A 25,823-nucleotide genomic window follows, 5' to 3' on the forward strand; every position below is an offset into this window, starting at 1 on the left:
ACGTTGCGGGCTTTCTAACGGCGGGGGGAGATCGTTTGATGAAAGATGTCCCGATCCGCGCACAAGCGTGACTGGAGGCGCTTTAACCGGGTTGAATCGGGTCGGATTTCGCGCGGTTTTACGCCGGTCTTGCTCGGATCGGTTCGTTCCTGAAGCAGATCGACCGGGTTTGGAGCGCGGATTCCGGCGCGTCGGACAGGTTTGTGCGCCGGATCGTGACAGCCTCGTGATGACGCTCCAGAGGCGGCGTTTGCTCCGCTCGGCTCATCAGGTTGAGGGCGGGTCGGCCTTCGGCGGATCTCACTTTGTTCGGCGGGTCAGGCTCAGGGCGGTCAGGCCGAGCAGGGCGGCAGTGGTGGGTTCGGGGATAGGGGTGAGGTCGAGGTGAAGGTCGTCGATGCCGAAGTGGACCTGGCGGCTGGCGGGTGAGTTGCCGGTGTAGCGTGGGGCGAGGATGAGGGTGCCGTACTGGAGGCTGCGGAAGGGCGAGGTGAACTCGACCGAGACGGGGGCCCACTCGTCGAAGGCGTTGCCGGTGAAGGGGAGGAAGGCGACGGACTCGGCGTTGTTGAGGGTGCCGTCTTCGCTGAGCAGGACTTCGTAGCCGCCTTCGAAGGAGGTGTTGAAGGTGCCGCTGACGATGGAGTCGCTGGCGATGAGTTGTGCGGAGAAGGTGTAGTCGCGGACGGGCGAGAGTCGCTGGGGGAGTTCGACGCCAAAGGGCTCGAAGAGGTCGGGCCGTTCGACGGCGCCGACGAAGCGGTTGCCTTCGATGGCGGTGTTGCTGAAGAAGGGTTCGTTGCCGAAGCTGGAGAAGGTCTGAGTGACGGGGATGCCGCCTACGCCGTTGTTGGCGTGGGTGTCGGGGCTGGAGGTGCTGGGGTGGTTGTTGTTGGCGAGGGGCGTCCAGGGATCGGGGATGTCGCCGAGGCCGACGCCTGCGTTGAAGGGATCGCCAACAAAGCCGGTTTCGAAGCCGGGGTTGGGGATGAGGTTGGCCTGGGCGCTGGCAGCGAAAACGAGTGTTGCCACGCAGGCATGGGCGGCTCGGTGCATGTGACTTCTCCTGGGTCTTCTAGATTGGGGACTCGGATAGCGTAATCCGTTGGTTCTGGTGCACAAGTCTGACGGTGTTTCGCTGGGTTACGGCCTGCTTAGCGGCGGCGTGTGAGGCCGGTTGCCAGCAGCAGCAGGGCGGCGGAAGCCGGCTCGGGGATCGGGGTGGCGTAGTTGACTGAGAAGCTGGTGCCGGCGGCGATTTCGATGAAGTCGTCGTCGGAAAGGGGATTGATGGGGTCGAGGCGGAGTGTGCTTTCGGTGATCCAGGTGATGCTGCCGGTCTCGGAAGCGGTGACATCGAAGGGGGCTCGGGAGCTGAAAAGCAGCGTTTGCTCGTCGGCGGAGGCGTAGATGCCGAAGCTGGTGTTGGCGACAAAGTTACGGGCGGCGATGTCGCGGTGGATGATGCCTTCGCTGTGGAGATAGGGGGTTAGGGCGGTGTTATCGAAGATGAAGCTGATGGACTGGATGGATCCTGTCGATCCCGGGTCGGCTGCGCCCTCGGGTTCGTAGAGGGGGTTGTTGGCGACGGTGTTTTTGTCTTCGTAGAGGGGGCTGCTGCCGCCGACGGGATCGCGGACGATCTCGACATCGATGATGAAGGGCGCGTTGGTGAGAATTTGGGTAGGTGTGGGCTGATTGCCGAGGCGGGCCATGACGTTGGCCTCGTGGACGAACTCATCGGCAAGTGCTGGCATGGCGAGGGCGGTGAGGATGAGCAGGCCGGCGATGAAGCGCATCTGTTCTTCTCCCTGTAGATTCGTGGTTTGAAGACTGTCTTTATGTAAACGTACTTGGCGAATGATGTCCCGGCTAGGGAATGTGCGTAGAGATGGGCTGTTTTTTAGGAAAAATAGCTTCTTCTTGATGGGTAGATGTGAGATGATGCTGTCGGTGGCAGGGTGGGGTGTTTTTGTGCGTTTAGAGAGATTGATGAGGCGGGCGTATCCGTCGGTTTGGGTCTGTTTGGCTTTGTGCCTGTAACTGGAAGGAGAATTGAGATGAAGACGCAGACGGTATCGGTGTTGGCTTTGCTGGCGGCGGCGGGTCAGGTTTCGGCGGCGGAGTTGTTTCGGGATGAGATGATCAATGGCGGGGGCTGGGGCGTGAACGCGACGGCGGATACGCAGACGACGTTTGGTTTTAATTACGGTGCCCAGGGGATTCCTGAGGCGCCGAGCAGTCTGGGTGGGGATGTGCCGACGGCGGGTTTGCGGCTGGCGGCGAATATCGTGACGCCTGCTGAGGCGGCGCTTATGTCGCTATATCCGTTGGGTCAGAACTTCACGGGTCAGTATCGGCTGCGGTTTGATGCGTGGATGAACTACGACGTGAACGAGCGGATCAATGGTGGAGCGATCGGCACGACGGAGTTTCTGGGTGGTGGCGTGGGGTATGACAACGCGTCGACCGATCTTGGCCCGGGTGCACAGCTGATCGCGACGGGTGAGGGCGGGTCGGGCTCGGACTGGCGGGCGTTTGATGAGGGGCTATTTCTTCCTACTGAGGCGATGAAGGCGGGTTCGCGGAATGGGTTTGTGCCGTATTACGCGGACTTTCTGCCGGGTGTGGTCCCGCCCGGGGGTCAGGCGCAGGATGCGTTCATTCCGGGTGTGGCTGGCAGCCCGGGTTTTCAGTGGATTACGTTTGAGTTCAACGTGACGGGTAGTGAGGTGACGGTGAACATCATCAAGCCGGGTGGGGATGTGCTGCCGATCGTGGATATCCCGACGGACAGTTCGGGGACGGACGGGAACATCATGCTGTTCTACGCGGACTTTTTCTCGTCGGTTTCGCCTGCTCCGGACCTGATGTTTGGGCTGATCGACAACGTGGTGGTGACGGATGTGATTCCGGAGCCGGCGTCGGTGGCGTTGTTGGGGATGGGCGGGTTGGCGCTGCTTCGGCGGCGTTGATCGGGTTGGATCTGGTTTACTGAGGACTTGCCAAGCAGAAAGCCCGGCCGTTGGTGGCCGGGCTTTTTTTATCCGCCATGCGGGCCCCGCTGGGTGTTGGCGGATGTGCAGCGGGGCCCGTTTCTCCCCCTCCTACCCCCTCCACTTTCCCACCCCGCCCCCTCTCTCCCTCTCCCTTTCTCCTCCTTCCACCACCCCCGCCCCCCTACGCCCCCGGTTCTCTCCCTCCCATCGAGGGGATGGTTCAGCGGCGAGTGAGGATGCCCGCGAGTCCGAGGGCGAGGAGTGTGAAGGTGGCGGGGTTGGGTATACAGAGGATGTCGAGGCCGACGTACTGGTCTTTGGTGGTGCCCGAGGCGAGACCGTTGCGCAGCCAGAGAGCGCTGAGCTCGTTGGTGCTGTCCATGAGGTCGGTGGAGAGTGTCCAGAGTTCCTGTTCGGCGATACCTGGGCCATCGGTGGTCCACTGCCAGCCGGGATTTGGCATCAGTTCGCCGAGGGGATCGAAACTGGTGATGTTGAGTCTCCAGTTGCCGGACGTGGGGGGCGTGATGAGTTCGGGATCGATGGTGAAGTTAATGGGGACATCGATGGGGAAGTACCAGATTTCGGTGATGAGGAAATCGGATGGCGGGTCGGAGAACTGGGCGTCTTGGATGACGCTTTTCTTCTTGCGGTTGACGGATTTGATGTAGCAGAGGGTTGAGACCTGAACCTGATTGATGACGGCTTTCTGGGAGCCGGACCCGGTGTTTTTGAGTTGGATCCATTCGCCATCGGGTTGCGGACTCAGGGTGAAGCGGTAATCGGTCTTGGTGTTGTTCTCGTAGGTGCCCTGTTTGATTTTCTGGCGCTGGCCGGGTGTCTTGACGAGTTTGGCGTTGGTGCCTGCGGCGGTGATGGCGTCGAGGCGGTTGAGGTTGTCGCCTTTGATATCGATGGTGACGGCTTTGAGTTTGTTGGCATCGGGGTTGTTGGTCGCTCCGAGCCAGATGGACTGGTCTTCCTGGAGGGTGAAGGAACTGGTGTTGAAGGTGTCCCAGTAGGGGTTGGCTGGGTCGGGCTTGGCATTGGGTGGCGCATCGGTGCCGAGGTGGTAGTAGATCTCCTTGGCAGCGAGGGCTGATGTGGCCGTGAAGGCGATGGTGATACAGGCGGCGAGGAGTATCTGGCAGACAGCGCGGGTGTTCATGGTGGCTCTCCCAGTTGGCTAGCCGTCTTGGCGGCGGCGGGTTGTTGAGATGGCGAGGAGTTTGGTCAGCAGCCAGGCGGTGGTGGTGGGTTCGGGGATGGGGGTGAGGGTGACATCGCTGAGGTAGGCGACTTTGCCGGCGGCGTGGTCGTCGAGGGTGAAGCGGAGCTGGGTGCTGGTGAGGTTGAGGCGTGCGGGCTGATCGATGGTGATCGTGCGGGTGACTAGTCCGGGGGTGGTGTTTGGGACGTGGTCGATCTGCTGGTTGTTGAGGTAGACCGTCAGGTCCTGGCCCCAGGTTTCGGACATGTCGACCTGGTAGGAGAAGATGAAGGGGCTGGCTGGGGTATCGAGTTGCTGGTGGAGGTGGATGGCGGAGCCGGTGGTGAGTTTGACCCGGTTGCGGCCGAGGTGGTGGGCGAGGGTGGCGGTTCCGCGGCCGGAGGCGTCCCATCCCTGGAGGGTGTTGAGGGCGCCGCCTATGAGTTTGTTGTCGTAGTCAGGGGTGATCTGGTTTAAGACATCACCTCGGCGGACGGGCCAGGGGATGTAGTTGCCGCCAAGGTCGCCGTAGTAGTGGACGCGGGTTTGTGTGGGTCCGGCGTAGGTGTAGTACCAGGTCTGGTTCGAATGGGCTCGGTCGCTGGCGTGCCAGTAGCCGGTGTTGGGGCTGATGTTGTGGAAGGGGCCGTTGTTGGAGAGGGCGGATGCGCCCTGGTGGTGGTTGCCGAGTGAGACTTCGAGGAGGGTTTCGACGTCGAGTTCGTAGGAGGCGTAGTGCTGGTGGGGGAGTCGCCAGTCGTCGAAGCCGGCGTAGACGAGGTTGTTGACGAAGGATCTGGCGGCGGCGAGGTGCATCTGGCCGTCGGCGTCGTAGCCGGAGGTTTGGGCGTAATTGGCGTCCTGGAGCCAGGTCAGCCCCGTGCCCGTGTCGTAGATGAGGCCGTGTCCGCGGTCGAGCAGGGCTGCGTGTGTCTGAGAGAGAGACCCTGCTGCGAGGAGCATGGCGGCGACGGCTTGTGTGCATCTACGGCTGGACCTGGTTCCCTTCTCCTGGGCACGGGGAGCGGACCTGGCGTTTGGTTGGGGTGGCGGGTTGTGGGTGTCGGCGGGCATGGTGGATCCCAAGCGGATGTCTTTGGGATAATTAAGTCTTTAGTTTAGGTGCGCGCCGGGGTGTGTCGATGCGGATTTATCCGTAAGTGGTTTGTTGTAGGGGGAGTTATGGATGCAAGGGAGTGGGAGGGGGTGGTGATTCGGGGGTGGTGGGGTGTTGGTTGGGTGGCGGGAGGTGGTTTGGAGTCAGAAGGTTGAACATATGGACTTGTTTTATTCGCTTTTGGTCAAGTCTTCCAAAACCGTCTCAATCAATTGAAGCCTACCATCAGTTAGGCCATCTATTTTTTTACGGTCAGCAATACATAGAGGTTTGATAAATCTGTCAAGCCACCACTTAAGATCATCACGGAAGAAGAATCGTGCTTCAGAATGATCAATTGTCTCTGCTAGCCACAATCTCGATATCTTCTCTAGGTGGCTAATGATTACTAGTGTTGAGTAAGAGGGAATATACTTTTCTGTATATGATGTGCCCTCTCTCTGTATAACCTCTATCATCTCGCTCTCCTGTTCAATCAATGGAATTGATCTACATGATTCCATGTGTGATCGAACCATCAATTGCGCAGACTGTATTCGGTGATCTGTCCATTCGTTGAAAACTTGGAGCAGAGTGCTGGTCTTCTGAAGACTCGAGCTTGTTTCAATCTGCTGACGTAGAGCTATCGCAGACTTCTCTGAGGATTTTGCATTGGCATTCAGCTCTTTTATCTGATTCTTTAGTTCGCGACTCTGGATGATGAGTGAGTACGCAACTAGTAGTAATGCCAATCCACCAAACAGCGCATTTGTAGCACCAAACTGATCACCGAAAGTACCTCGGTTGGATTCATCATCCCAGTAGTAGACTATGGCTGGGGTCAATAAAAAGAGACAACAGACTATGAGGAGCGTTGTTGTCAGCGCGACCCAAGTGCCAATCGACTTCATAAAAGCCTATGTAGCCGTTAAGCTCCATAGGCCTATTAGTGTGTTAATAATCCATGTCCATGTCGTCCATGCCGGCGGCGGGCTTCTTTTTCTCCTTGATTTCGGAGATGACGGCGTCGGTGGTCAGGAGGAGGCCGGCGATGGAGGCGGCGTTTTGGAGGGCGACGCGTTCGACCTTGGCGGGGACGAGGACGCCTGCCTTGAGGAGGTCGGTGTATTCGCCGTTGAGGGCGTTGAAGCCGTCGTTCTTGCCCTTGGCGTCTTCGACGTTCTTGCAGACGACGGAGCCGTCGTGTCCGGCGTTTTCGGCGATCTGCTTGATGGGCGCTGCGACGGCGCGTCGGATGATTTCGACGCCGATCTGCTCGTCGCCGACGAGGCCTTCGATCTTGTCGAGGGCTTTGCGGGCTCGGAGGATGGCGGAGCCGCCGCCTGGGAGGATGCCTTCTTCGACGGCGGCGCGGGAGGCGTGGAGGGCGTCTTCGACGCGTGCCTTCTTCTCCTTCATCTCGGATTCGGTGGCTGCACCGACGTTGACCTGGGCGACGCCACCGGCGAGCTTGGCGAGGCGTTCCTGGAGTTTTTCGGCGTCGTAGTCGGAGGTGGTGTTTTCGATCTGTGCCTTGATGGCGTCGATGCGGCCTTTGATGGCGGAGGACTTGCCGGCGCCTTCGATGATGGTGGTGTTGTCCTTATCGATGACGACCTTCTTGGCGCGGCCGAGGTCGGAGAGCTCGAGCTTTTCGAGGTCCATACCGAGTTCTTCCATGACGGCGTTGCCGGCGGTGAGGACGGCGATGTCATCGAGCATGGCCTTGCGCCGGTCGCCGAAGCCCGGGGCCTTGACGGCGACGACCTTGAGGATGCCGCGGAGCTTGTTGACGACGAGGGTGGCGAGGGCTTCACCATCGATGTCTTCGGCGACGATCAGGAGCTGCTTGCCGGCTTCGGCGACCTTGCCGAGGATGGGCACGAGGTCCTTGGCCGAGGAGATCTTCTTCTCGTGGATGAGGACGTAGGCGTCTTCGAGGACGGCTTCCATGCGGGCGGTGTCGGTGACGAAGTGGGGGCTGAGGTATCCCTTGTCGAACTGCATGCCTTCGACGAGGTCGACGGTGGTGTCGAGGGAGGAGCCTTCTTCGACGGTGATGACGCCGTCCTTGCCGACCTTGTCCATGGCTTCGGCGATGATCTTGCCGATCTGTGCGTCCTGGTTGGCGGAGCAGGTGCCGACCTGGGCAATTTCTTCGGAGGAGGTGACCTTCTTGGAGGCCTTGGCGAGCTCGGCGACGATGGCGTCGACGGCCTTATCGATGCCGCGCTTGATCTGGTTGGCGTTGGCGCCGGCGGTGATGTTCTTGAGGCCTTCGGTGAAGATGGCTTCGGCGTAGACGGTGGCGGTGGTGGTTCCGTCGCCGGCGTCCTTGGAGGCCTTGGAAGCGACTTCCTTGACCATTTGTGCGCCGATGTTTTCGACGGCGTCTTCGATCTCGATTTCCTTGGCGACGGTGACGCCGTCCTTGGTGACGGTGGGCGAGCCGAAGGATTTTTCGAGGATCACGACGCGGCCGGAGGGGCCGAGGGTGACTTTGACGGCTTTGGCGAGCTTGGCGACGCCTCGGCGGATGGCCTCGCGTGCGTCGGTATCGAACTTGATGGTTTTTGCAGCCATGGTGGTTGCTCCTTTGGTTTGGTTGGTGTGGGAACCCGGGCCGACACGGCCCGGCTCACCGGTTACTGATTGGTTGTGACTATCTGGCGGTCACGGATTGGTTTACTCGACGATGGCGAGGACTTCGGATTCGTCCATGACGAGGTAGTCTTCGCCTTCGATCTTGATTTCGGTACCGCCCCACTTGGAGAGGATGATGGTGTCGCCTTCCTTGACCTGGAAGGTGGACTTTTCGCCGTTGTCGAGGGTCTTGCCGGGTCCGATGCGGACGACCTTGGCCTGCTGGGGCTTTTCTTTGGCGGATTCGGGGAGGAAGATGCCGGAGGCGGTTTTTTCTTCGGCTTCTACGCGTTGGACGAGGATTTTGTCACCGAGGGGTCGAACTTTCATGGGTCTCTCCTGTTGAGAAGGTTGTTGGGAAGGTTTCTTCGTTACGAACGAATGGTTAGTTGTTCTGGAGTTCGGGCCAGTTGCCCTGGTAGCGTCGGTCGATGAGTTTGCGGATGACGGTGAGGAGGGCTTCGATGCGGACGGGGAAGTTGAGGACGGAGAAGGCGCCGAGTTGGAGGGCTGCGTTGACGTAGCGTTGGAAGGCGGCGGCGTCGAGTCGCTGGTTGTTGACGACGACGATGGGGGGTGCGTCGGGTCGTCGGTGGAGGACTTCGAGGAGCCAGAGCCCGCCAGACTCGGGGGAGGCGGTTCCGCCGGTGGGTCGTTTGTCGGGGTGTCGTGGGGTGGCGAGGTCGATGAGGGCGGCGTGGAGGGTCTGTTTTTCGGCGAGTTCGAGGGCCTGGTGGCCGGACTCGGCGTGGAGGGGGACGAATCCCTGGGGTTTGAGGAGTCGGGACAGAGGGGTGGCCCAGTCGGCGTCGGCCCGTTGGGGGTCTTCGGCGAGGAGGACGTTGAAGCGCGGACTGTCTGGGGAGGTCCCGAGCATGGTGAAGAGGCTGCAAGGGTGGTGCCAGTTGGCGGGCGGGGTGGGGGTGGATGTAAGTCATGATTTGGCATGAAGATGTGGTTTTAGTGGCGTTTGCGGCGATGCCTGTATATAGATGCGGGCTGCCGGAGGGTGTGGCGGGTGTGGCGGTGAGGTGTCGTTTTGGCAGCGGAGGCGGGGAGGCGTTTTGGTTCTGTGGGTCCTCCTTCGGCGGATGTGCCACACGCTTCACGGGCCCAGCTGGCTTGTGGACTGCTTTGTGTCGGTTGACGCGGGGGTGGGGGTGGGGATGATCTCTGGCGGCTGGGGTGTGACCGGCCGGGTTCGGGATTCAGGAGCTGTTTTGCTGAAGCTGAGCGTGATCATTCCGGTGTTCAATGAGGAGGCGACGATCCGCGAGCTGGTGGAGCGGGTGTGGGCGGTGGATCTGGGTGGTGTAGGTGATGGGGGTGTGTCGCTGGAGGTGATCGCGGTGGATGATGCATCGGGGGATGGGTCGGTTGGGTTGCTGGCTGCGCTCGAGGCGGAGGGGAAGTGTGTGGTGCATCGTCATCCGGTGAATCGGGGGAAGGGTGCGGCGATACGGACGGGGGTGTCGCGGGTGACGGGGGACTTTGTGGTGATTCAGGATGCGGACCTGGAGTATGACCCGGCGGAGTATCCGAAGCTGCTGGGGCCGGTGGTGTCGGGTGAGGCGGATGTGGTTTACGGGTCTCGTTTTCTGGGTCGGTCGGGGGAGGGGTTTTATGGTCGGTGGCATGCGTTTGGGAATCGGGTGCTGACGTGGACGTCGAATCGGTTTACGGGGCTGGGTCTGACGGACATGGAGACGTGTTACAAGCTGTTTCGTCGTGAGGTGCTTCAGGCGATCGACATCGAGGAGGATCGGTTCGGGTTTGAGCCGGAGATCACGGCGAAGGTGGCGAAGCTGGGTGTGAGGCTTGTGGAGGTGCCGGTGTCTTACGATGCGCGGTCGTACAGCGCGGGGAAGAAGATCGGTTGGATGGATGGGGTGGCGGCGCTTCGTTGCATTGCGAAGTACAGCTTGTCGCGTGGGTGAGTGAGTGGTTGTTTGAGGGGGTGTGTTTTTGCGAGGCGGTTTGTGCTGGCGTTGTTTGTCGGTGCGCACTAGACTCGGTGTTCGGAGTGCCCGGTGTTCTGGGTGGATGCTCCTTGTTTCATGTGTACCTTTCTTACTTGCATCAGGAGGTCGCGATGAGCGGCTATACGACGGCGGACATTCGTAATCTGGCTTTGGTGGGGCAGCAGGGATCTGGCAAGACGACGTTGGCGGAAGCGATTTTGTTTTCGGCGGGTGCGATCGGTCGTGCGGGGACGGTTGAAGACGGCTCGACGGTGAGTGATTTCACGGAGGAAGAGAAGCATCACGGTCACAGTCTTTTTGCGACGTTGGTGAGCGCGGACCATCACGGGGTGCACCTGAATCTGATTGATACGCCTGGGTCGCCTGACTTCATGGGCCAGGCGATTGGCGCGCTTCCGGCGGTGGACACGGCTGCGTTGGTGGTGGATGCGAGCAAGGGGCTGGGTTCGATGGGCCGTCGTCTGATGGCGACGGCCAGCGAGCAGCGGTTGTGTCGGATGATCATCGTGAACAAGATTGACGCGGAGGGTGTGGATCTGGCGGGGTTGGTTGAGCAGATCCAGAAGGTTTATGGCAAGCGTTGTCTGCCGGTGAATCTTCCGGCGGAGGGTGGGAAGAAGGTGGTGGATTGTTTTTTCCACACGGATGGGGAGAGCGATCTGGGGCCGGTGTCGGATGCTCACACGGCGATTATTGATCAGGTGGTGGAGGTGGATGAGGACCTGATGGCGACGTATCTGGAGAAGGGTTCGGTGGAGCCGGGTGAGCTTCACGAGGCTTTCGAGGAGGCGCTTCGTGAGGGTCATCTGATACCGGTTTGTTTTGTGGCGGCTCGTCCGCATGGGTCGCCCGATGAGCCGGTGGGGGTGAAGGAGCTTGTGGAGGTGCTGGAGAAGCTGGCACCGAATCCTGCGGAGGGGAACCCGCGGCCGTTTGTGCGTGGTGATGATCTGGATCATGAGATTCATGCGGACCCGGATCCGTCGAAGCACGTGCTGGCGCATGTGTTTCAGGTTCGGATCGATCCGTTTGTGGGGAAGATCTGTCTGTTCCGGGTGCATCAGGGGACGGTGACGCCTCAGAGTCAGGTGTTTATTGGTGATCCGAAGACGGGTGAGAGCAAGAAGCCGTTTCGCATCGCTCACCTGGTGAAGGTCCAGGGTGGCAAGCACAGCGAGGTGGAGGAGGCGATCCCGGGTGATCTGGTGGCGGTGACGAAGATTGAGGACGTGCACTTTGACGCGGTGCTTCACGATTCGCATGATGAGGATCGGATTCATCTGCGGCCGATCAAGTTCCCGGAGCCTTTGACGGGGTTGGCGGTGCTGCCCAAGAAGCGAGGGGATGAGCAGAAGATCGCGGATGCTCTCAGCAAGCTGCAGGAGGAAGACCCGACGTTTACGGTGACGCGGGACAGCGTGACGCATGAGACGGTGATTCATGGGTTGGGTGAGTTGCAGCTTCGGGTGGTGCTTGAGGAGCTGAAGAACCGTTACAAGGTGGAGGTGGAGACGAAGGTTCCCCGGGTGGCTTATCGTGAGACGATCACGAAGAAGGCTGAGGGGCATCATCGTCACAAGAAGCAGACGGGTGGTGCGGGGCAGTTTGGTGAGGTGTATCTGCGTGTTGAGCCGTTAGAGCCGGGTCAGGGGTTTGAGTTCGTGAACGACACGTTTGGGGGATCGATTCCTCATCAGCTGATTCCTGCGATCGAGAAGGGGGTTCGTCAGGCGTTGACGGAGGGCGTGATCGCGGGTTATCCGATGCAGGATCTGCGTGTGAGCGTGTATGACGGGAAGCATCACCCGGTGGATTCGAAGGAGATCGCGTTTATCACGGCGGGGCGCAGGGCGTTTGAGGATGCGGTGAACAAGGCGGGTCCGGTGTTGCTGGAGCCGTTGGTTGAGGTGGAGGTGGTGGTGCCGGATGCTCATCTCGGCGACATCACGAGTGATTTGTCGTCGAAGCGTGGTCGCGTTCAGGGCACGGACATGGTGGGTGTGGGTCAGATGTGTTTATCGGCGTTGGTTCCGTTGGCGGAGCTATCGAATTACCAGAGTGAGTTGCGGAGCGTGACGGGTGGTCAGGGCAGTTTCACGATGACGATGAGTCACTATGCCCCGATGCCTGCGCATGTGCAGGAGAAGGTCGCTGCGGAGAATCGCAGTGAGGTTGCGAGCGCGTCTTAGAGGTTTTGGACGCGCTTTTGAGCGCGCACATGTATTTTTGTGCGCTTGATCGCGTGGAATGCTCAAGCAATTGCGTGATCGCTGCCGATGTTTGAAGCGTGTTCGCATCGTGTTGGTGCGGACGTTACGAACAGACCCTGGCATCGTCTGACGAGCCGCACGAAAGGGACTTGCAATGGCTAAGAAAGCAGCCAAGAAGAAGGCCAAGAAAAAGGTCGCCAAGAAGAAGGTCGCGAAGCGCGTCGTGAAGAAGGCAGCCAAGAAGAAGGTTGCGAAGAAGAAGGTCGCGAAGAAGCGTGTCGCCAAGAAGAAGGTGGCTAAGAAGAAGGTCGCCAAGAAGAAGGTAGCGAAGAAGAAGGTCGCCAAGAAGAAGGTTGCTAAGAAGAAGGTCGCGAAGAAGAAAGTTGCCAAGAAGAAGGTAGCCAAGAAGAAGGTTGCTAAGAAGAAGGCGAAGAAGCGTACGGCGAAGCGTCGCTAAAGCCTTTGGCTCTGATGAGCCTGACTTGTTGATTTGATGCCTGGTAGGCCCTCGATTGGCGGGGGCGACTCGACAACCGAGCACCAGACGATGCCCGGCGGCCTCACAGGAGGCCGCCTTTTTTATGGGTTTTGGGGCTGTGGGCGGGGTTTTTCAGGCTCTAGGGGTGAGGTTATCGAGGACGGCGTCGGCGGCGAGTTCGGCGAAGGGGGTGTTGCCGAAGGCGTCCTTGATGCGTTGGTAGGTCTGGCGTTGCCGGGCGACGGCTTCGGGGTTTGAGAGCAGTTGGTTGACGGCGTTGGTGACGGGTTTGGGGTTGCCGAAGTGGGGGATGAACTCGTCGACGACGCGTTGTTGTCCGAGCCACTCGCTGATGAGGTTGGGGAGTGAGTAGGTGCGTGTGGTGGTCATGAACCGGCCGATAAAGAGCCACGTGAGATAGCGGACGTTGTAGAGGACCACGGTGGGGGTGTTGTGGGCGAGGGCTTCGAGGGTGGCGGTTCCGGAGACGATGAGTGCGGCATCGGCCCAGTCGAGGACTTCGTGGGTGTGTCCGACGATGAGGTCGGCGTAGCCGTCGAGGGCTTTGGTGCTGGGGTGGTTATTGAGCTCTTCGGCTCGGCGTTCGTCGCTGGCGGGGATGATGACGTGGAGATCGGGGTGTTGTTCGCGGATGGCCTGTGCAACCTCGGTCATGGTTTGCCAGTTGAAGGCGATTTCGGCGGCTCTTGAGCCGGGGAGCAGGGCGAGGTTCTTGGAGGCGGGTTTGTCGAGGGCGGGGTGGTGTTGGGGCGTGTGCTGGCGGGTGTTTTCGAAGAGGGGGTGTCCGACGTAGGTGGCGGGTACGCCACGGGCCTGGAACCAGTCGGGTTCGAAGGGCAGGAGGCAGAGGACCTGGTCGGTGAGTCGTCGGAGTTTTCGGATGCGCCACTGTCCCCAGGCCCAGAGTTGGGGGGCGACGAGGTGGATGATGCGTGCGTTGGGTTGGGTTTGTCGGGTGGCCTGGCAGATAGACCAGTTGGCGGCGGGGCTGTCGATGGGGATGACGGCGTCGACGTGGTTGTTTTCGAGCCAGGTTTTGAGTCGTTGGAGTCTGCGGCGGTGGTCGACGACCTTGCGTGCGGCATCGAGGAGCATGGCGGGGTCGTCGGAGGTGTTTTCGATGAGGTTGGCGCCGGCATGGGCGAGTTTTGGGCCGCCCAGGGCGTGGCACTGGATGTCTGGTTGTCGTTGTTTGAGGGCGGCGACGAGGCTCTGGCCGAGGTTGTCGCCTGAGGGCTCGAAGGCGGTGAGGAGGATGGATGGCGGTTGTGGCATGGGGGTTGTTTGGGTTGCCGTGCCTTTGGAATACCGGAGGTGGGACTCGAACCCACAAGGTGTTGCCACCAGCGGATTTTGAATCCGCCGCGTCTGCCAATTCCGCCACTCCGGCGCGGGTCTGGATTGTAACCGGGTGTGGGGGGAGGCGGGGCGTCTCGTGGCGGGGCTGGTTGGCTTAGACTGTGCGTCGATGTCGGGTTCGTTATCAGATTCTGGTTCTTCGGCTTCTTCGGGTCGTGACGCGGCGATGGAGGCTTTGCGGTCGTCGCCTTTGTGGCGGGTGCTGGGGGTAACGCGTCAGTTGCTGCTTCCGATTGATCTGGACACGGTGCTTCGTCAGGTGGTGGATGTGGCCTGCGGGGTGTTGGAGGCGGATCGGGCGACGGTGTTTCTTTATGACGATGGGGCGCGGGAGCTGTATGCGCGGGTGGCGAAGGGGGCGGATGAGATCCGTTTTTCGATCGATCAGGGGATTGCGGGGCATGCGCTTCGGGAGCGGGAGATCGTGAACGTGCCGGACTGCTATGCGGATCCGCGTTTCAATCAGGCGATCGACAAGGCGACGAACTACCGGACGCGGAGTTTGTTGACGGTGCCGCTGATTGCGGACGGGGATGTGCCGGTGGGGGTTTTGCAGGTGTTGAACAAGGAGGGCGGGCCGTTTCGGGAGTCGGATGAGGCGTTGGCGGAGATTTTGTCGACTCAGTGTGCGGCGGCGGTGCAGCGGGCGATGCTGATTGAGGATCGGGTGATGCGGGAGAAGCTGGAGCGCGATCTTTCGATCGCGAGTGACATCCAGCAGCGGACGATGCCTGAGGAGGTGCCTCAGATTGAAGGGTATGAGTTGTTGGGGTGGAGTCTGCCGGCGGAGCAGACGGGGGGTGATACGTATGACGTGGCGGTGCTGGATGCGAAGCGGATGACGCTTTTGTTGGGGGATGCGACGGGTCATGGGATCGGGCCGGCGCTGAGCGTGACGCAGGTGCGGAGCATGTTGCGGCTGGCGCTTCGGCTGGATGCGGATCTGGATACGTTGGTTCGTGAGATCAACGCGCAGGTGTTGGAGGATCTGCCCGATGAGCGGTTTGTGACGGCGTTTTTCGGGGTGTTGGATTCGGAGCGGCATTGTGTGCGGTATCACGCTCCGGGTCAGGCTCCGATACTGCATTACAAGGCGGCGGAGGATGCGTTTGTGCGGCTGGACGCGACGACGTTCCCGCTGGGGATCCTGGATGAGATTGCGTTGGAGGATGCGGGGTTGATCGAGATGGCTGAGGGGGATGTGCTGGCGGTGATCAGCGATGGTGTGTTTGAGTATCAGGATGCTTCGGACAAGCACTTCGGGACGGATCGGACGGAGGCGGCGATTCGGAAGGGGTATGTCGGTGGGTGTGCGGGGATGCTGGCGGCGATTCGGGAGGACGTGGCGGCTTATGCGGATGGGGCGGTGCAGAACGATGACATGACGGTTTTGCTGGTTCGTCGGCAGCTGGCTGGTGAGGGTGATCTGTCGTGAGCGGTGAGGGGCCTTATCTGTCGGCGGTGGTGCCGTTTGGTTATTCGGATTTCACGGGTGAGGGGTTGTTGCGGCTATACAAGCAGATGGGTTGTCGGACGATTCAGGTGCAGCGTCATCCGGAGGCGACGCCTGGGGCGAAGGATCTGAAGCGGAAGGTGGAGGATGCTGGGCTGGTGGTGGACTCGCTGCATGGTCGGTTTGGGCGTGATTTGGATCCGTCTTCGGCTTCGGCGGCGGTGCGTGCGGAGACGATACGCGTGGCGATTGCGGACGCGGCGTACATGGCGGAGTTGGGAGGCGGGTTTGTGGTGCTGCATCCGTCGACCACTGGGGAGACGACTGATGTTGTAGAGCGTCGGGGGCGGCTGGTGGATTTTTTGAACGAACTGGCGGGTCCGGCGTCGGATTACGGGGTTCGGTTTGTGTTGGAGAATCTGCCGCCTGAGTATCCGTTGGGCGGGGATGCGTTGGATTTGGTGGAGGTGCTGCGGCGGGTGGATCGGGAGGTGTTCGGTCTGATTCTGGATACGGGTCATGCGAACATGGCTGCGGATGTGGCGGGGCAGTTTCGGTTGATGATGGAGGAAGGGTTGTCGGCGATGCATGTGCATGACAACCTTGGTTCGCTGGACAACCATCTGTGGCCGGGTGAGGGTTCGCTTGACTGGGGGCTGGTGTCGGATCGGGTGGGTGTGTTGGGGGCGATTCCGTTGGCGGTGGAGTTGTTTCCGACGGAGCGGGAGCTTGCGGAGCGGGTTGGTCGTGGGGAGGGAGAGGCTGTTAAGCGTTTGCTGGGGCTGGGTTTTTAGCGTTTCTATCTATTTGCGAGGGGGTTATGCTTGTTATGATTATGGCCATGGCGTGTATGGGTCGTGGTGTTCCTTCGTGGATGGACTCGGTATGGGGCGCGTGACAACAAAATGGCGTGGTGGGGTTGTGGCGGGGCTGCTGGGTCTGTCGCTGGCCTGTGGTGGCAGCGTGGCGTTTGCGGAGAGGGGCGAAGCGCTTCAGTTGGCGGTGGCGACGGCGGCGGATGGGCCTGCTTATCCGGTGAGTCGCGTGGAGGTGGTGTATGAGGCGGCGCACCCGCAGCATCCGGGTTTGGAGGTGGTGTTGGGTGCGGAGGTTCGGTTGACGCCGACGCCGACGGGGTATGTGGCGGAGCGTCCGGATGATCTGGTAGACGTTTTGACCCTGGGCGAGTTGGGTGGGGCTCGTGGGGTGTCACTTCATGCGTCGGCGATTCTGATGATCAGCCGGACGATCGCGGAGAGCCTGAATGATGTTGGGTTGGTGGGGGTGTATGTGGCGCCGGATGAGGCGCAGTTTGATCTTTTTGGGCGGGACCTTCGGGGCGAGGGTGATGTGTCGCTTCGGATGGTGGTGTCGACGAGTGTGGCGGGATCGTTCATCACGGTGGCGACGGATCAGGATGGTGAGAACAGGCGAGAGAATGCGGAAGAACATGCTTGGATTCCGGCTGGTTCGCCGGTGCGGCCTTGGGATGGTGAGGGTGAGCGGTCGGATTTGCTGTGGGTGAATCGGCTGGAGGATTACGGGTTTCGCTTGAATCGGCAGGGTGGGCGTCGGGTGGATGTGGCGGTGACGGCGATTGAGGATGATGAGGGTGAGCCGGGGGTGGAGCTTGAGTATCTGATCACGGAGGCGAAGCCGTGGCGGGTGTTTGCGCAGGCGGCGAACACGGGGACGGAGCAGACGGATGAGTGGCGAGAGACGTTCGGGTTTTTTCACAATCAGCTGACGGGTCGTGACGATCAGTTGTCGCTGACGTACTCGACGGCGGGTTTTGATGAGAGCCATACGTTGACGGGTTCGTATGCGGCGCCGTTTGAGCGGGGGAGTCTGTGGGGGTATCGGGGGACGGTGCTGTACAGTGTGTATGACGCATCGGAAGTGGGTCTGAGCGGGGCGAATTTTTCGGGTGAGACGATCAGCGGTTCGGGCGAGGCGTCGCGTCAGATTTTTCAGCGGCGGGATTTTTTCGTTGATGCGTTCGGGGGGGTTAGTCTGCAGTCGCAGGAGACGGAGAACGAGCTGGCGGCGACGGATATTCAGGAGCTGTTTCTGATTCCGGAGGTTGGTTTGCGGGCGGAGGCTCGTCGGCAGACGGAGTCGATTTTCGGGCAGGTGAGTCTGGGGTGGAATGTGCCGGGTGTGAATGGGGAGGATCTGGATAATTTTGGTCGGACAGGGGCGGATGACGCGTGGGCGTTGGTGCGTTGGAGCGGGTTTGCGAGTTTTTACCTGGAGCCGTTGCTGGACCGGGCTGCGTGGGAGGATCCGTCGACGCCTGAGACCTCGACGCTGGCTCACGAGGTGGTGGTGCGTTTTGATGGTCAGCACGCGATGGGCTACCGTCTGATCCCTCAGCAGCAGATGACGGTGGGGGGCATGAACACTGTTCGCGGCTATCCGGAATCGACGATTGCGGGTGATACGGTGGTTTTCGGGTCGGTGGAGTATCGTTTGCACACGCCACGATTGCTTGCCGTGTCTTCCGATCCTGCCCAGCTTCCCATTTTGGGGCAGCCGTTTCGGCTGGCCCCGCCTCGGGTTTACGGGTATCCCGACTGGGACCTGGTTTTTAAGACATTTCTTGACGCAGGCGCTACTTATAACTCCGAGACAGCAGGATCGGACGGTGGTGACAGTCTTTTAGGGACTGGGATTGGCGTTGAGTTATCTGTGAAGCAGACTTTACAGGTGCGGGTGGATTGGGGGATTGGCCTGAAGGACGTGGATTCGGCGGGCTATTCGGCGGGCAGCAATCGATTTCATATCCAGGCTGGTGTCGTTTATTGAGCATTGCTGCGTAGCCAGTTGTTGGAAGGAAGTGTTTTATGAGCCGACCGCGACTGAGTGAGGGGCTTATCTGGCGTTATGTCTCCCGACGGGTGCCGTTTGCTGTGGCTATGGCTGTGGCGGCGGGTGTGGGCGGGTCGGAGGCTGTGGCTTCGCCTGAGGTGAATCAGGTGGTGGCGGGGAATGTGTCGGTGGCTCAGCAGGGGGCGTTGACGGAGATCACGGCTAGCAACAACAGCATCATCAACTACAACAGCTTCAACATCGCGGTGGATGAGACGGTTCGGTTTGTGCAGCCGAACGCGCAGGCGCGGGTGTTTAACCGGGTGGTAGGGCCTGGTGCCTCGCAGATCGATGGTCGGTTGGAGGGGAACGGTCGGGTCTACCTGGTGAACCCGAACGGGATTTTCTTTGGCAGTCAGGCGGTGGTGAATGTTGGGGAGTTGCACGCGGCGGCGGGGCGGATGACGAATCAGGATTTCCTCAACGGCGTGGAGAGCTTCACCGCGTTGGGCGGGGTGGTCCGGAATGAGGGGATGATTCAGGCGGATGTGGTGAGTCTGCTGGGTCGGCGGGTGGAGAACCTTGGGACGATTGTCGCGCCGCAGGGGACGATCACGATGGCGGCGGGTGACAGCGTGCTGATTACGCGGCTGGGCAGCACGGTGATGGCGAAGATCGACGCGAGCGCGGTGAGCGCAGCGCAGGATGCGGCGGTGCTGAATGAGGGGACGCTGGAGGCGCAGGGCGGTATGGTGCGGATGGGGGCCGGGGATGTGTTTGCGCTGGCCGTGCGTCAGAACGGGGTGGTGAAGGCGTCGGAGGTGGTGGTTGAGGGCGAGGGGCGTGTGGAACTGGATGGAGAGGTGCTGACGGATGGGGGATCGTTTGTGGCGACGGGGAGGACGCTTTCGGGGTCGGGCCTGGTGGATACGACGGGTGTTGAGGGTGACGGGCTGGCCATTTTTGCGGCGACGGACGGGACGCTGACGCTGCCGGAGGTGGTGGCGGGTGACGTCGGTGTGGAATCGGACGTGGAGGTGATTCAGGATCAGGTGCTGACGGCGAGCGGCTTGGTGCGGCTGACGCAGACGGATCCGACGGGGCGCGGGGTTCGGATTCAGGCGGGGCTGGAGGCGTCGGGGCTGGTGGTGGATTCGGCGACGAATCTGCAGGTGTCTGCGGCGGTGGCGACGGATGGTGGGGTGTTGGACCTGCGTGCGGGCGAGGTGCTGGGTCTGACGGCGGGGCTGTCGTCGAATGGCGGGGACATCTTGCTGACGGGTGGCAGTTTCGCGGATACGGGGCTGGGCTCGATCGATGGTCGGGGTGCGTCGGGTGATGGTCGGGTTGGTATCGAGATGGAGCAGTTCGCGAGTCTGCCGACGACGTTTTCGGGTGACTTGCAGGTGGTGTCGGATCGGATCACGGTTGGGCGTTCGGTGGTGGCGAACGGGTCGGTGGACCTGACGGGGGATCAGGGTTTAACGGTGACGGGGCTGGGTTCGATCGTCTCCACGGGTGAGGCAGGCGTGAATCTGTTGACCGACGGGACGCTGGTGGTTCGCGGTCTGGTTCGGAGTGATGGTGGGGTGTTGATGGGGGCTCGGGCTTATCAGTTTTCGGGTGGCGGGCTGATTGATGCGGGTGATGGGTCGGTCGCGGTGGTGGGTTTGGATACGGGTGTGCTGCGGGTGGGTGACGGTCTGGCGTCGTCGGGTGAGGGGGACGTGGTTTTCGGGACGCAGGCACTGGAGCGGGTGTCGGCGGGTCGGCTGGTGGTGGGCAGTTCGTACACGTTGACGCGGGTGGGGCATTTGGTTGATGGTGAGACGGGTGAGGGTTTGGCGGCGGGTACGGATCTCGTGTTGTGGGGTCGGGAGGTTGAGGTGGCGGGATTGGCTGGTGGGGGGATCGATCTCGGGTCGGGGGTGCTTGAGATTGAGGGTGTGGATTCGGTGGAGGTGTTGGCCTCGCTGCGGGCGGAAGAGGTGAGCCTCGCCGGTGATGCGGTGGGTGTGTCGGCGGGGGTGGTGGGTTCGGTTGTGTCGGTGGATGCGGGCGTGCTGACGATGCGGGATGGCGGGAGCCTGGGTGAAGCGGGCACGACGCTGGTTGGTGTAGAGGCCGATCGTCTGGCGCTCCTGAATGGTGTGGTGGCGGCGCCTCCTTTGGTTGAGGCGGATTCGGTGATTACGCCTGCGGTGTTTACGGGTGATGTGGTTGCGTTGTCGCCTGTGGCGGGCGGGGCGATCGCGTTGGATGAGTTTGTGTCTGGGGATGGGTTCGGGGTGGATCAGGCGCTGCTTGACCGGATCGATGCGCGGGAGCTTCGGATCGGTCGGACGGACAGTGGGGCGTTGACGCTTGGCGCGGTCACCGTGCATCCTGAGACGGCGCTGGTGCTGCGGACGGGTGGTTCGATCGAGGTGGGGGATACGCCTGCTGCGGTGAACGTGGCGGGGGCATCGTCGCTGGTGATGGAGGCGGTGAGCGGGATTGGTTCGGAGCTGGCGGTGACGACGGATGTGTCTGATCTGACGGCGCGTACGTTGGCGGGTGGGATACGGATTGAGAATCTGCAGACGCTGACGGCGCTGGATCTGGATGCGGGGTTGAGTGATATCTCGCTGAACGTGGCTGGGGATGTGCTAGATGGTGACTTGTTTGTGGATCTTCGTGGCGGTGTCGCTGAGCTGACGGCGGGGACGATTGATCTGCTGCAGACGCGGGTGTCGACGCTTCGTTACAACGGCGTGGACCAGGGGGTGACGGGTACGGGTGGTCGGCTGAGTGTGGTGGGTGATATCACGGGGTTTGCGTTTGCTTCGACGTTGGAAGCTGCGCTTATTGAGGCGACGGGATCGATCTTTGATCTGGTGCTGGAGGTGCCCGAGGCTCGGGTGTTTGCGGGTGGCGACATCGTGAGCAGTCGGATCGATGCGACGGGGCTGATTGAGTTGATTGCGGGTGGTGACATTGATTTTGTGGAGGCGGCGGCGGGGACTCGGCTGATCGCGCGGGCTGGTGGCCAGATCATCAACTCGCGGCTGACGGCGGGTGAATCGATGCATCTGGAGGCGGATTCGATCGGGACGCCCTTTACGCCACTGATCGTGGACACGCCTGTTTTGACGGGTGAATCGCGGAACAGCTGGGCGCATTTTGAGACGCCTGGGTATGGGGGTGCTGCTTCGGACGGGATGTTGTCGGTGGCGTTCAAGGCGATGGAGACGATGCGTGTGCTGACGGAGATGTCGGTCATGCAGTCGGGGGACTGGGTGGCGGACACGGTGGAGATCGATGCGGCGGGCGGGCTGACGATGAATGGGTTGGTGTCGGCGAGTGGGTCGAACACGATCCTGCTGTCGACCGAGGGCGTGATGACGCTGACGGGTGATGCGGTGCTGGATTCGGCGTTGGCCGGTGGGGACATTGTGATGATGGCGTCGGGGATGGAGATCGAGCCGGGTGCTAGGTTGATGGCGGGTGAGGGTCGGGTGGCGATGATCCCGATGGCCGGGATGGGTGTGACGTTGGGTGCGGACGCGGAGGGGAGTGAGTTCCAGGTGGGGCAGGGTGAGCTGGACATGGTGGAGTCGGCGTCTGAGATTCTGGTCGGGTCGATGGACAGTGTGTGGATGCGCGTGGGGTCGGTGGATACGGGTGAGATCGATCTGATGCTTGAGAGTGGCGGGGTGATCGATGAGATCGTGGATGACAACAGTGTGAAGCTGCGGACAGCGGGTCGGCTGACGATGGTGGCGGGTGCGGAGATCGGCCGGGATCCGGAGGGGGATGGTTCGACGTATGAGGAAGCGGATAGTTACGAATCGGGTGTGTCGGCTTATGAGGCACTGGATATTGAGGTGGCGCGGCTGGATGTGTTTGTGACGGGTTCGGGTAAGGTGAGTCTTGAGGATGTGGGCGGGTTGACGGTGGAGGAGATCTACACGACGAGCGGGGATATCTACCTGGTTTCGACGGGAGAGATTGTGGCGTTGGACGTGACGGCGAACAGTGACATTCAGTTCACGTCGCAGACGGGCGGGATTGCGGTGGGTCGGATGCAGGCGTCGGAGGGTGTGAATCTTTCGGCGGTGAACGGGAACATCGTGGCGGCGGCGGGTGTGCCGGTGCAGCAGATCGTAGCGCCGACGACGTCGATGACGGCGCGGAGTGTGGGTACGGCGGCGACGCCGGTGCAGACGGCGGTGGGGCAGATGTCGGTGACGACGACGGGCAATCAGAATCTAGCGCAGACGGGTTCGCTGAATGGGCTCAATCTGAATGCGGGCGGCGGTTCGGTGAATCTGAATGTGGCGGGTTCGGTGCTGGATGGGGACCCGGGCGTAGACCTGAGTGGTCGTTCGATCAGCGTGACGGCGGATGCGTTTGGTGCGCCGAGTCAGCCGTTGCAGGTGAACGGGACGACGCTTGAGGTGGACACGTCGGCGTCGAACGGGTGGGTGAGTGTTCAGGATGTGGGTGGGAATCTGCGGAGTGCGAATCTGAAGTCGGGCAGTGGTGGGATTCAGGTGGAGACGAATTCGCCTGGGGCTCGGATCACGACGGATGGTGGCGGGCCGGTGTCGCTGGATCAGCCGTTGGATGTGGGTGATGACCTGCCTGACGAGGCGACGGCGGAGGAGCCGGATGGTCCGGGGATTGATTTTGATGAGCCGTTGTGGGTGGTGGGTGACTTTGCGGAGCGTGAGGGTTGGCTGGCGGATCACGAGCTGCTGCGTGATCTGAGCGAGGCGTGGGGTGAGCGGCTGGCGTTTTACATTGAGCAGGCGCTACAGGCTCGGGGTGAGCGGACGGCGGGGGTGAGTGAAGAGGTGAGTGACGCGGAGATGCGGACGCTGATTGCTCAGGGTCTGGAGTTCTTCTGCCAGGGATTGCTGGAGCGGTTGGAGCTTGAGGAGGGGGCAGGCGGCGAGCCGATTGCGAAGCTGACGCTGGTTTACGAGCTGCAGAAGAACGTGTCGAACCATCTGACGCTGGTGCAGAAGAAGCGGCTGCGGACGCGGAATGGGTCGGAGCCGATGATCACGGCGGAGGATCTGGATGATCTGCTGCAGCTAGCGGCGGAGCGGATTGTGGATCGGATCATTGATGATGCGCCGACGGGGATGATGGGTGTTCGGGGGTAGGGGTTAGTTGCTGGAAAATTCATCTGTGATTCTTTGACGCCGTGCGACTTCCTGTTTTCGCCAGTACTCGTCGGTGAGGTTCCCGCGTAGTTCCGGGTGCAGGAGGCGGAAGACGATGTCTTCGTCACGGCTCCAGTTATCGCCAGTCTGGGTACCACCGTCATCGACCCTGTTTGACCCGATGCTATAGATGCTGACGCGGCTATCGAGCTTACTGTAAAGCACTGGTTGGTCAGAACTCGCGTAAGGATCTCGTGGGATCGGCAAGTCAAGATCAGCAAGCGAAGACGGCCAGCGGCCGGTTCGTAGTCTGTAGCGTTCGACCTGTAGTGCGGTTTCTGTCGTGACCTGTAATGCAAGCCATTGTTGGAGGGTTCGTACGAATGCGTGAAATGTTTGTCGATTATCTGATATCTGCGTGTGATAGAGATCAATCAGTTCGTAGGCAGAACCAGCTTGAAGGCAGACATCGTATTCTGACAAGTGTGTTTTTGCGGTCTCTGCGAGGTGAGCAGTAAGTCTGCCGGGAGCAAGCGTGTTCCAGGTTAACTGTGGTCTGGTTTGCCAAGCAAGTCTACTGGTGAATGCGTCGTCGCCAAACTGAGCCGACATTTCTGTGTTGATACTGAGTGATACGAGGTGCTCGTTAGCAGCGTAGAGATCTGGTGACCTTTCCCCCTGAACCTTGTCCGGATGTTGTGGGAGGCTTCCCACGTTCTGGACGCCATCAGGAAGGAAAGATCGATGAGCAGGAAGCGTCATTCGGCGGAGGAGATCGTGAACAAGCTGCGTGAGGCCGATGTGCTGCTGGGCCAGGGCCGAACGGTGGCTCAGGCGTGCAAGCAGCTGGGCGTGGGCGAGCAGACGTACTACCCCTGGCGTCGGGAGTACGGGGGGATGAAGGTCGACCAGGCCAGGAAGTTCAAGGATCTGGAACGCGAGAACGCACGACTCAAGAAGCTGCTGGCCGAGTCGGAACTGGACAAGGCGATTCTGCGTGAGGCCGCGGCGCTAAAACGCTGAGCCCGACGCGTCGTCGCCGGGTGGTCAGCGAAGTGATCGATCACCTGAAGGTGTCGGAGCGTCGGGCGTGCAGGGTCTTGAGGCAGCAACGGGCGGTGCAGCGTTACCTGCCCATCGAGCGGGATGACGAGGGTCCGCTGACGCGGCGGATCGTCGCGTTAGCGGCCATGTATGGACGGTACGGCACGCCGAGGATCACGGCGTTACTGAGAGAAGAGGGCTGGCACGTGAACCACAAGAGAGTTGAGCGCATCTGGCGTCAGGAGGGTCTGAAAGTCCCGAAAAGACAACCTAAACGTGGCCGGTTGTGGCTCAATGATGGATCGTGTGTGAGGCTACGACCAACGCACAAGGACCATGTCTGGGCGTACGACTTCGTCCAGACGAGAACGCACGACGGACGCCCATTCCGGGTGCTGGCGATTGTGGATGAATACACCCGCGAATGCCTGGCATTGGACGTGGATCGACAGCTCAAGAGTGACGATGTCCTTGAGCGGTTGGCGTGGCTCATGGCGACGCGGAGCGTCCCTGAGCACATCCGCTCAGATAACGGCCCGGAATTTACTGCGAAGGCCGTGCGGGGCTGGCTTGAGCGTGTGGGTGTCCAAACACTCTTCATCGAACCAGGGTCGCCTTGGGAAAACGGCTACGTGGAGAGCTTCAACGGCAAGCTGCGTGACGAACTGCTCAACGGCGAGCACTTCTACACGCTCAAGGAAGCGAAGGTCCTGATCGAGCAGTGGCGGCGACATTACAACACCCGTAGGCCCCACTCGGCCCTGGGCTATCGCCCGCCAGCACCCCAAACCATCACTGCAGAGCCGGGCTCCGCTACGCTCCGCCCGGCTCTGCAAACAAGCCTCGGTCTACCGTAGACTGTGGGCTGAATCGTGGGGGAAGGTCAGTCGCTCGTGTTCGGCCGTGGGTCTTTGTCCGAGTAAGGGCAATGATCCGCTAATAGCCGGCACTGATTTGAATGTTGGGTCGTTCTTCCACGCTTCGATGATCGCTCCGGCGGCTTCAAGCCATAGCGTTCATTTTTGAACGTATATGTCTATTTCATCTTCCCCTGAGTCGGGGGGTGGCTCTCTGGGCGTGAACTGCTGATTAAAGTCAACGTCGGTGGCCCAGGAGTAAAGGCTCTGGATCGGCTTGATCTCTCGTTCTGCCATCATGTCTGTGATCTGCTGGGCAGCGGCCTTGCCACGCCAATTCAGCCATGCGGCGTAGGTGAGCGGGAGGATCAATGTGAGAATCAGCAGAGCCGTGACCGTCCTGAGGCTCCATCTGATGAAGGTCCCAAGTCGGGTACGGCGTCGTCGAGGGAATGTAGAGGCGAAGTCGGGCATGCGGGCTCCCTTCGGAAGTATCACCAGCGTAGC

At 60.9% G+C, this 25,823-nt stretch carries 19 protein-coding genes, 1 tRNA gene and 1 pseudogene; 9 read left to right on the forward strand and 12 right to left on the reverse strand.

The features are described from left to right. Positions 1-300 precede the first annotated feature (300 nt). Together ACQZAB_RS08645 and ACQZAB_RS08650 are read right to left on the reverse strand one after the other, a co-directional pair. Positions 301-1,056, reverse strand: a complete 756-nt coding sequence (locus tag ACQZAB_RS08645) for a hypothetical protein (RefSeq protein WP_428388937.1) — start codon at positions 1,054-1,056, stop codon at positions 301-303. Between the two features lie 98 nt (positions 1,057-1,154). Next, a complete protein-coding gene (locus ACQZAB_RS08650) occupies positions 1,155-1,799 on the reverse strand; it encodes a hypothetical protein (protein ID WP_428388938.1) in 645 nt (214 codons plus the stop codon). A 261-nt stretch (positions 1,800-2,060) separates the two neighbouring features. Here ACQZAB_RS08650 and ACQZAB_RS08655 point away from each other — a divergent pair, with 261 nt between their 5' ends. Further along, positions 2,061-2,975, forward strand: coding sequence for a PEP-CTERM sorting domain-containing protein (locus ACQZAB_RS08655; RefSeq protein ID WP_428388940.1), 915 nt, complete (start codon positions 2,061-2,063; stop codon positions 2,973-2,975). 244 nt (positions 2,976-3,219) lie between these two features. On the opposite strand, the gene ACQZAB_RS08660 is transcribed toward ACQZAB_RS08655, so the two are convergent. The 6 genes from ACQZAB_RS08660 to ACQZAB_RS08685 form a co-directional block, all read right to left on the reverse strand. After that, positions 3,220-4,167, reverse strand: coding sequence for a hypothetical protein (locus tag ACQZAB_RS08660; RefSeq protein ID WP_428388942.1), 948 nt, complete (start codon positions 4,165-4,167; stop codon positions 3,220-3,222). A gap of 18 nt (positions 4,168-4,185) precedes the next feature. Continuing rightward, entirely contained in the window at positions 4,186-5,172 is a 987-nt protein-coding gene (locus ACQZAB_RS08665) for a DUF1566 domain-containing protein (protein ID WP_428388944.1), read from the reverse strand. A 324-nt stretch (positions 5,173-5,496) separates the two neighbouring features. Further along, positions 5,497-6,216 (reverse strand): hypothetical protein, encoded by a 720-nt coding sequence (locus tag ACQZAB_RS08670; protein WP_428388946.1) that lies wholly within the window; start codon positions 6,214-6,216, stop codon positions 5,497-5,499. A 43-nt stretch (positions 6,217-6,259) separates the two neighbouring features. Beyond that, positions 6,260-7,888, reverse strand: coding sequence for a chaperonin GroEL (gene groL, locus ACQZAB_RS08675; protein ID WP_428388948.1), 1,629 nt, complete (start codon positions 7,886-7,888; stop codon positions 6,260-6,262). A 102-nt stretch (positions 7,889-7,990) separates the two neighbouring features. Beyond that, positions 7,991-8,278: a co-chaperone GroES gene (gene groES, locus ACQZAB_RS08680; protein WP_428388950.1), complete on the reverse strand. Its 288-nt coding sequence runs from the start codon at positions 8,276-8,278 to the stop codon at positions 7,991-7,993. Between the two features lie 55 nt (positions 8,279-8,333). Beyond that, positions 8,334-8,825, reverse strand: a complete 492-nt coding sequence (locus tag ACQZAB_RS08685; protein ID WP_428388952.1) for a response regulator — start codon at positions 8,823-8,825, stop codon at positions 8,334-8,336. Positions 8,826-9,084: 259 nt separating this feature from the next. Here ACQZAB_RS08685 and ACQZAB_RS08690 point away from each other — a divergent pair, with 259 nt between their 5' ends. The 3 genes and pseudogenes from ACQZAB_RS08690 to ACQZAB_RS08700 form a co-directional block, all read left to right on the forward strand. Continuing rightward, the gene (locus ACQZAB_RS08690; RefSeq protein ID WP_428388954.1) at positions 9,085-9,885 is read left to right on the forward strand and encodes a glycosyltransferase family 2 protein; all 801 of its coding nucleotides are present in this window, start codon (positions 9,085-9,087) and stop codon (positions 9,883-9,885) included. Positions 9,886-10,040: 155 nt separating this feature from the next. Further along, complete coding sequence (gene fusA, locus ACQZAB_RS08695; RefSeq protein WP_428388956.1) at positions 10,041-12,119, forward strand: elongation factor G; 2,079 nt, start codon at positions 10,041-10,043, stop codon at positions 12,117-12,119. A gap of 313 nt (positions 12,120-12,432) precedes the next feature. Continuing rightward, positions 12,433-12,507: pseudogene (locus ACQZAB_RS08700) on the forward strand (histidine biosynthesis protein HisIE); the annotation flags it as partial. 243 nt (positions 12,508-12,750) lie between these two features. Here ACQZAB_RS08700 and lpxB read toward each other — a convergent pair. Both lpxB and ACQZAB_RS08710 read right to left on the reverse strand, forming a co-directional pair. After that, positions 12,751-13,914, reverse strand: coding sequence for a lipid-A-disaccharide synthase (lpxB, locus tag ACQZAB_RS08705; RefSeq protein WP_428388958.1), 1,164 nt, complete (start codon positions 13,912-13,914; stop codon positions 12,751-12,753). Between the two features lie 31 nt (positions 13,915-13,945). After that, positions 13,946-14,029 (reverse strand) — tRNA-Leu (locus tag ACQZAB_RS08710). A gap of 78 nt (positions 14,030-14,107) precedes the next feature. On the opposite strand from ACQZAB_RS08710, the gene ACQZAB_RS08715 reads away from it, so the two are divergent. The 4 genes from ACQZAB_RS08715 to ACQZAB_RS08730 all read left to right on the forward strand — a co-directional run bounded on the left by ACQZAB_RS08715 (position 14,108) and on the right by ACQZAB_RS08730 (position 23,415). Continuing rightward, a complete protein-coding gene (locus tag ACQZAB_RS08715) occupies positions 14,108-15,433 on the forward strand; it encodes a PP2C family protein-serine/threonine phosphatase (RefSeq protein WP_428388959.1) in 1,326 nt (441 codons plus the stop codon). Then, a complete protein-coding gene (locus ACQZAB_RS08720) occupies positions 15,430-16,245 on the forward strand; it encodes a sugar phosphate isomerase/epimerase family protein (protein WP_428388961.1) in 816 nt (271 codons plus the stop codon). Before ACQZAB_RS08715 ends, ACQZAB_RS08720 begins: the two co-directional genes overlap by 4 nt. Positions 16,246-16,336: 91 nt before the next feature. Next, on the forward strand, positions 16,337-18,259 hold the full coding sequence (locus ACQZAB_RS08725) for a ShlB/FhaC/HecB family hemolysin secretion/activation protein (protein WP_428388962.1): 1,923 nt from the start codon (positions 16,337-16,339) through the stop codon (positions 18,257-18,259). A gap of 38 nt (positions 18,260-18,297) precedes the next feature. After that, on the forward strand, positions 18,298-23,415 hold the full coding sequence (locus tag ACQZAB_RS08730; protein ID WP_428388964.1) for a filamentous hemagglutinin N-terminal domain-containing protein: 5,118 nt from the start codon (positions 18,298-18,300) through the stop codon (positions 23,413-23,415). A 3-nt stretch (positions 23,416-23,418) separates the two neighbouring features. Here ACQZAB_RS08730 and ACQZAB_RS08735 read toward each other — a convergent pair whose 3' ends face one another. Beyond that, positions 23,419-24,027: a hypothetical protein gene (locus ACQZAB_RS08735; protein ID WP_428388966.1), complete on the reverse strand. Its 609-nt coding sequence runs from the start codon at positions 24,025-24,027 to the stop codon at positions 23,419-23,421. A 132-nt stretch (positions 24,028-24,159) separates the two neighbouring features. On the opposite strand from ACQZAB_RS08735, the gene ACQZAB_RS08740 reads away from it, so the two are divergent. Next, positions 24,160-25,316, forward strand: a protein-coding gene (locus ACQZAB_RS08740) for an IS3 family transposase (RefSeq protein WP_428388968.1) whose coding sequence is annotated in 2 segments (ribosomal slippage) — positions 24,160-24,424 and positions 24,424-25,316 — 1,158 coding nt in all. Because the reading frame shifts where the segments join, the coding sequence is not laid out codon by codon here. A 159-nt stretch (positions 25,317-25,475) separates the two neighbouring features. Here ACQZAB_RS08740 and ACQZAB_RS08745 read toward each other — a convergent pair. Next, positions 25,476-25,790 (reverse strand): hypothetical protein, encoded by a 315-nt coding sequence (locus ACQZAB_RS08745; protein WP_428388970.1) that lies wholly within the window; start codon positions 25,788-25,790, stop codon positions 25,476-25,478. Positions 25,791-25,823 lie beyond the last annotated feature (33 nt).

It is taken from the genome of Mucisphaera sp., from assembly GCF_965279675.1.
Lineage (GTDB): Bacteria > Planctomycetota > Phycisphaerae > Phycisphaerales > Phycisphaeraceae > Mucisphaera.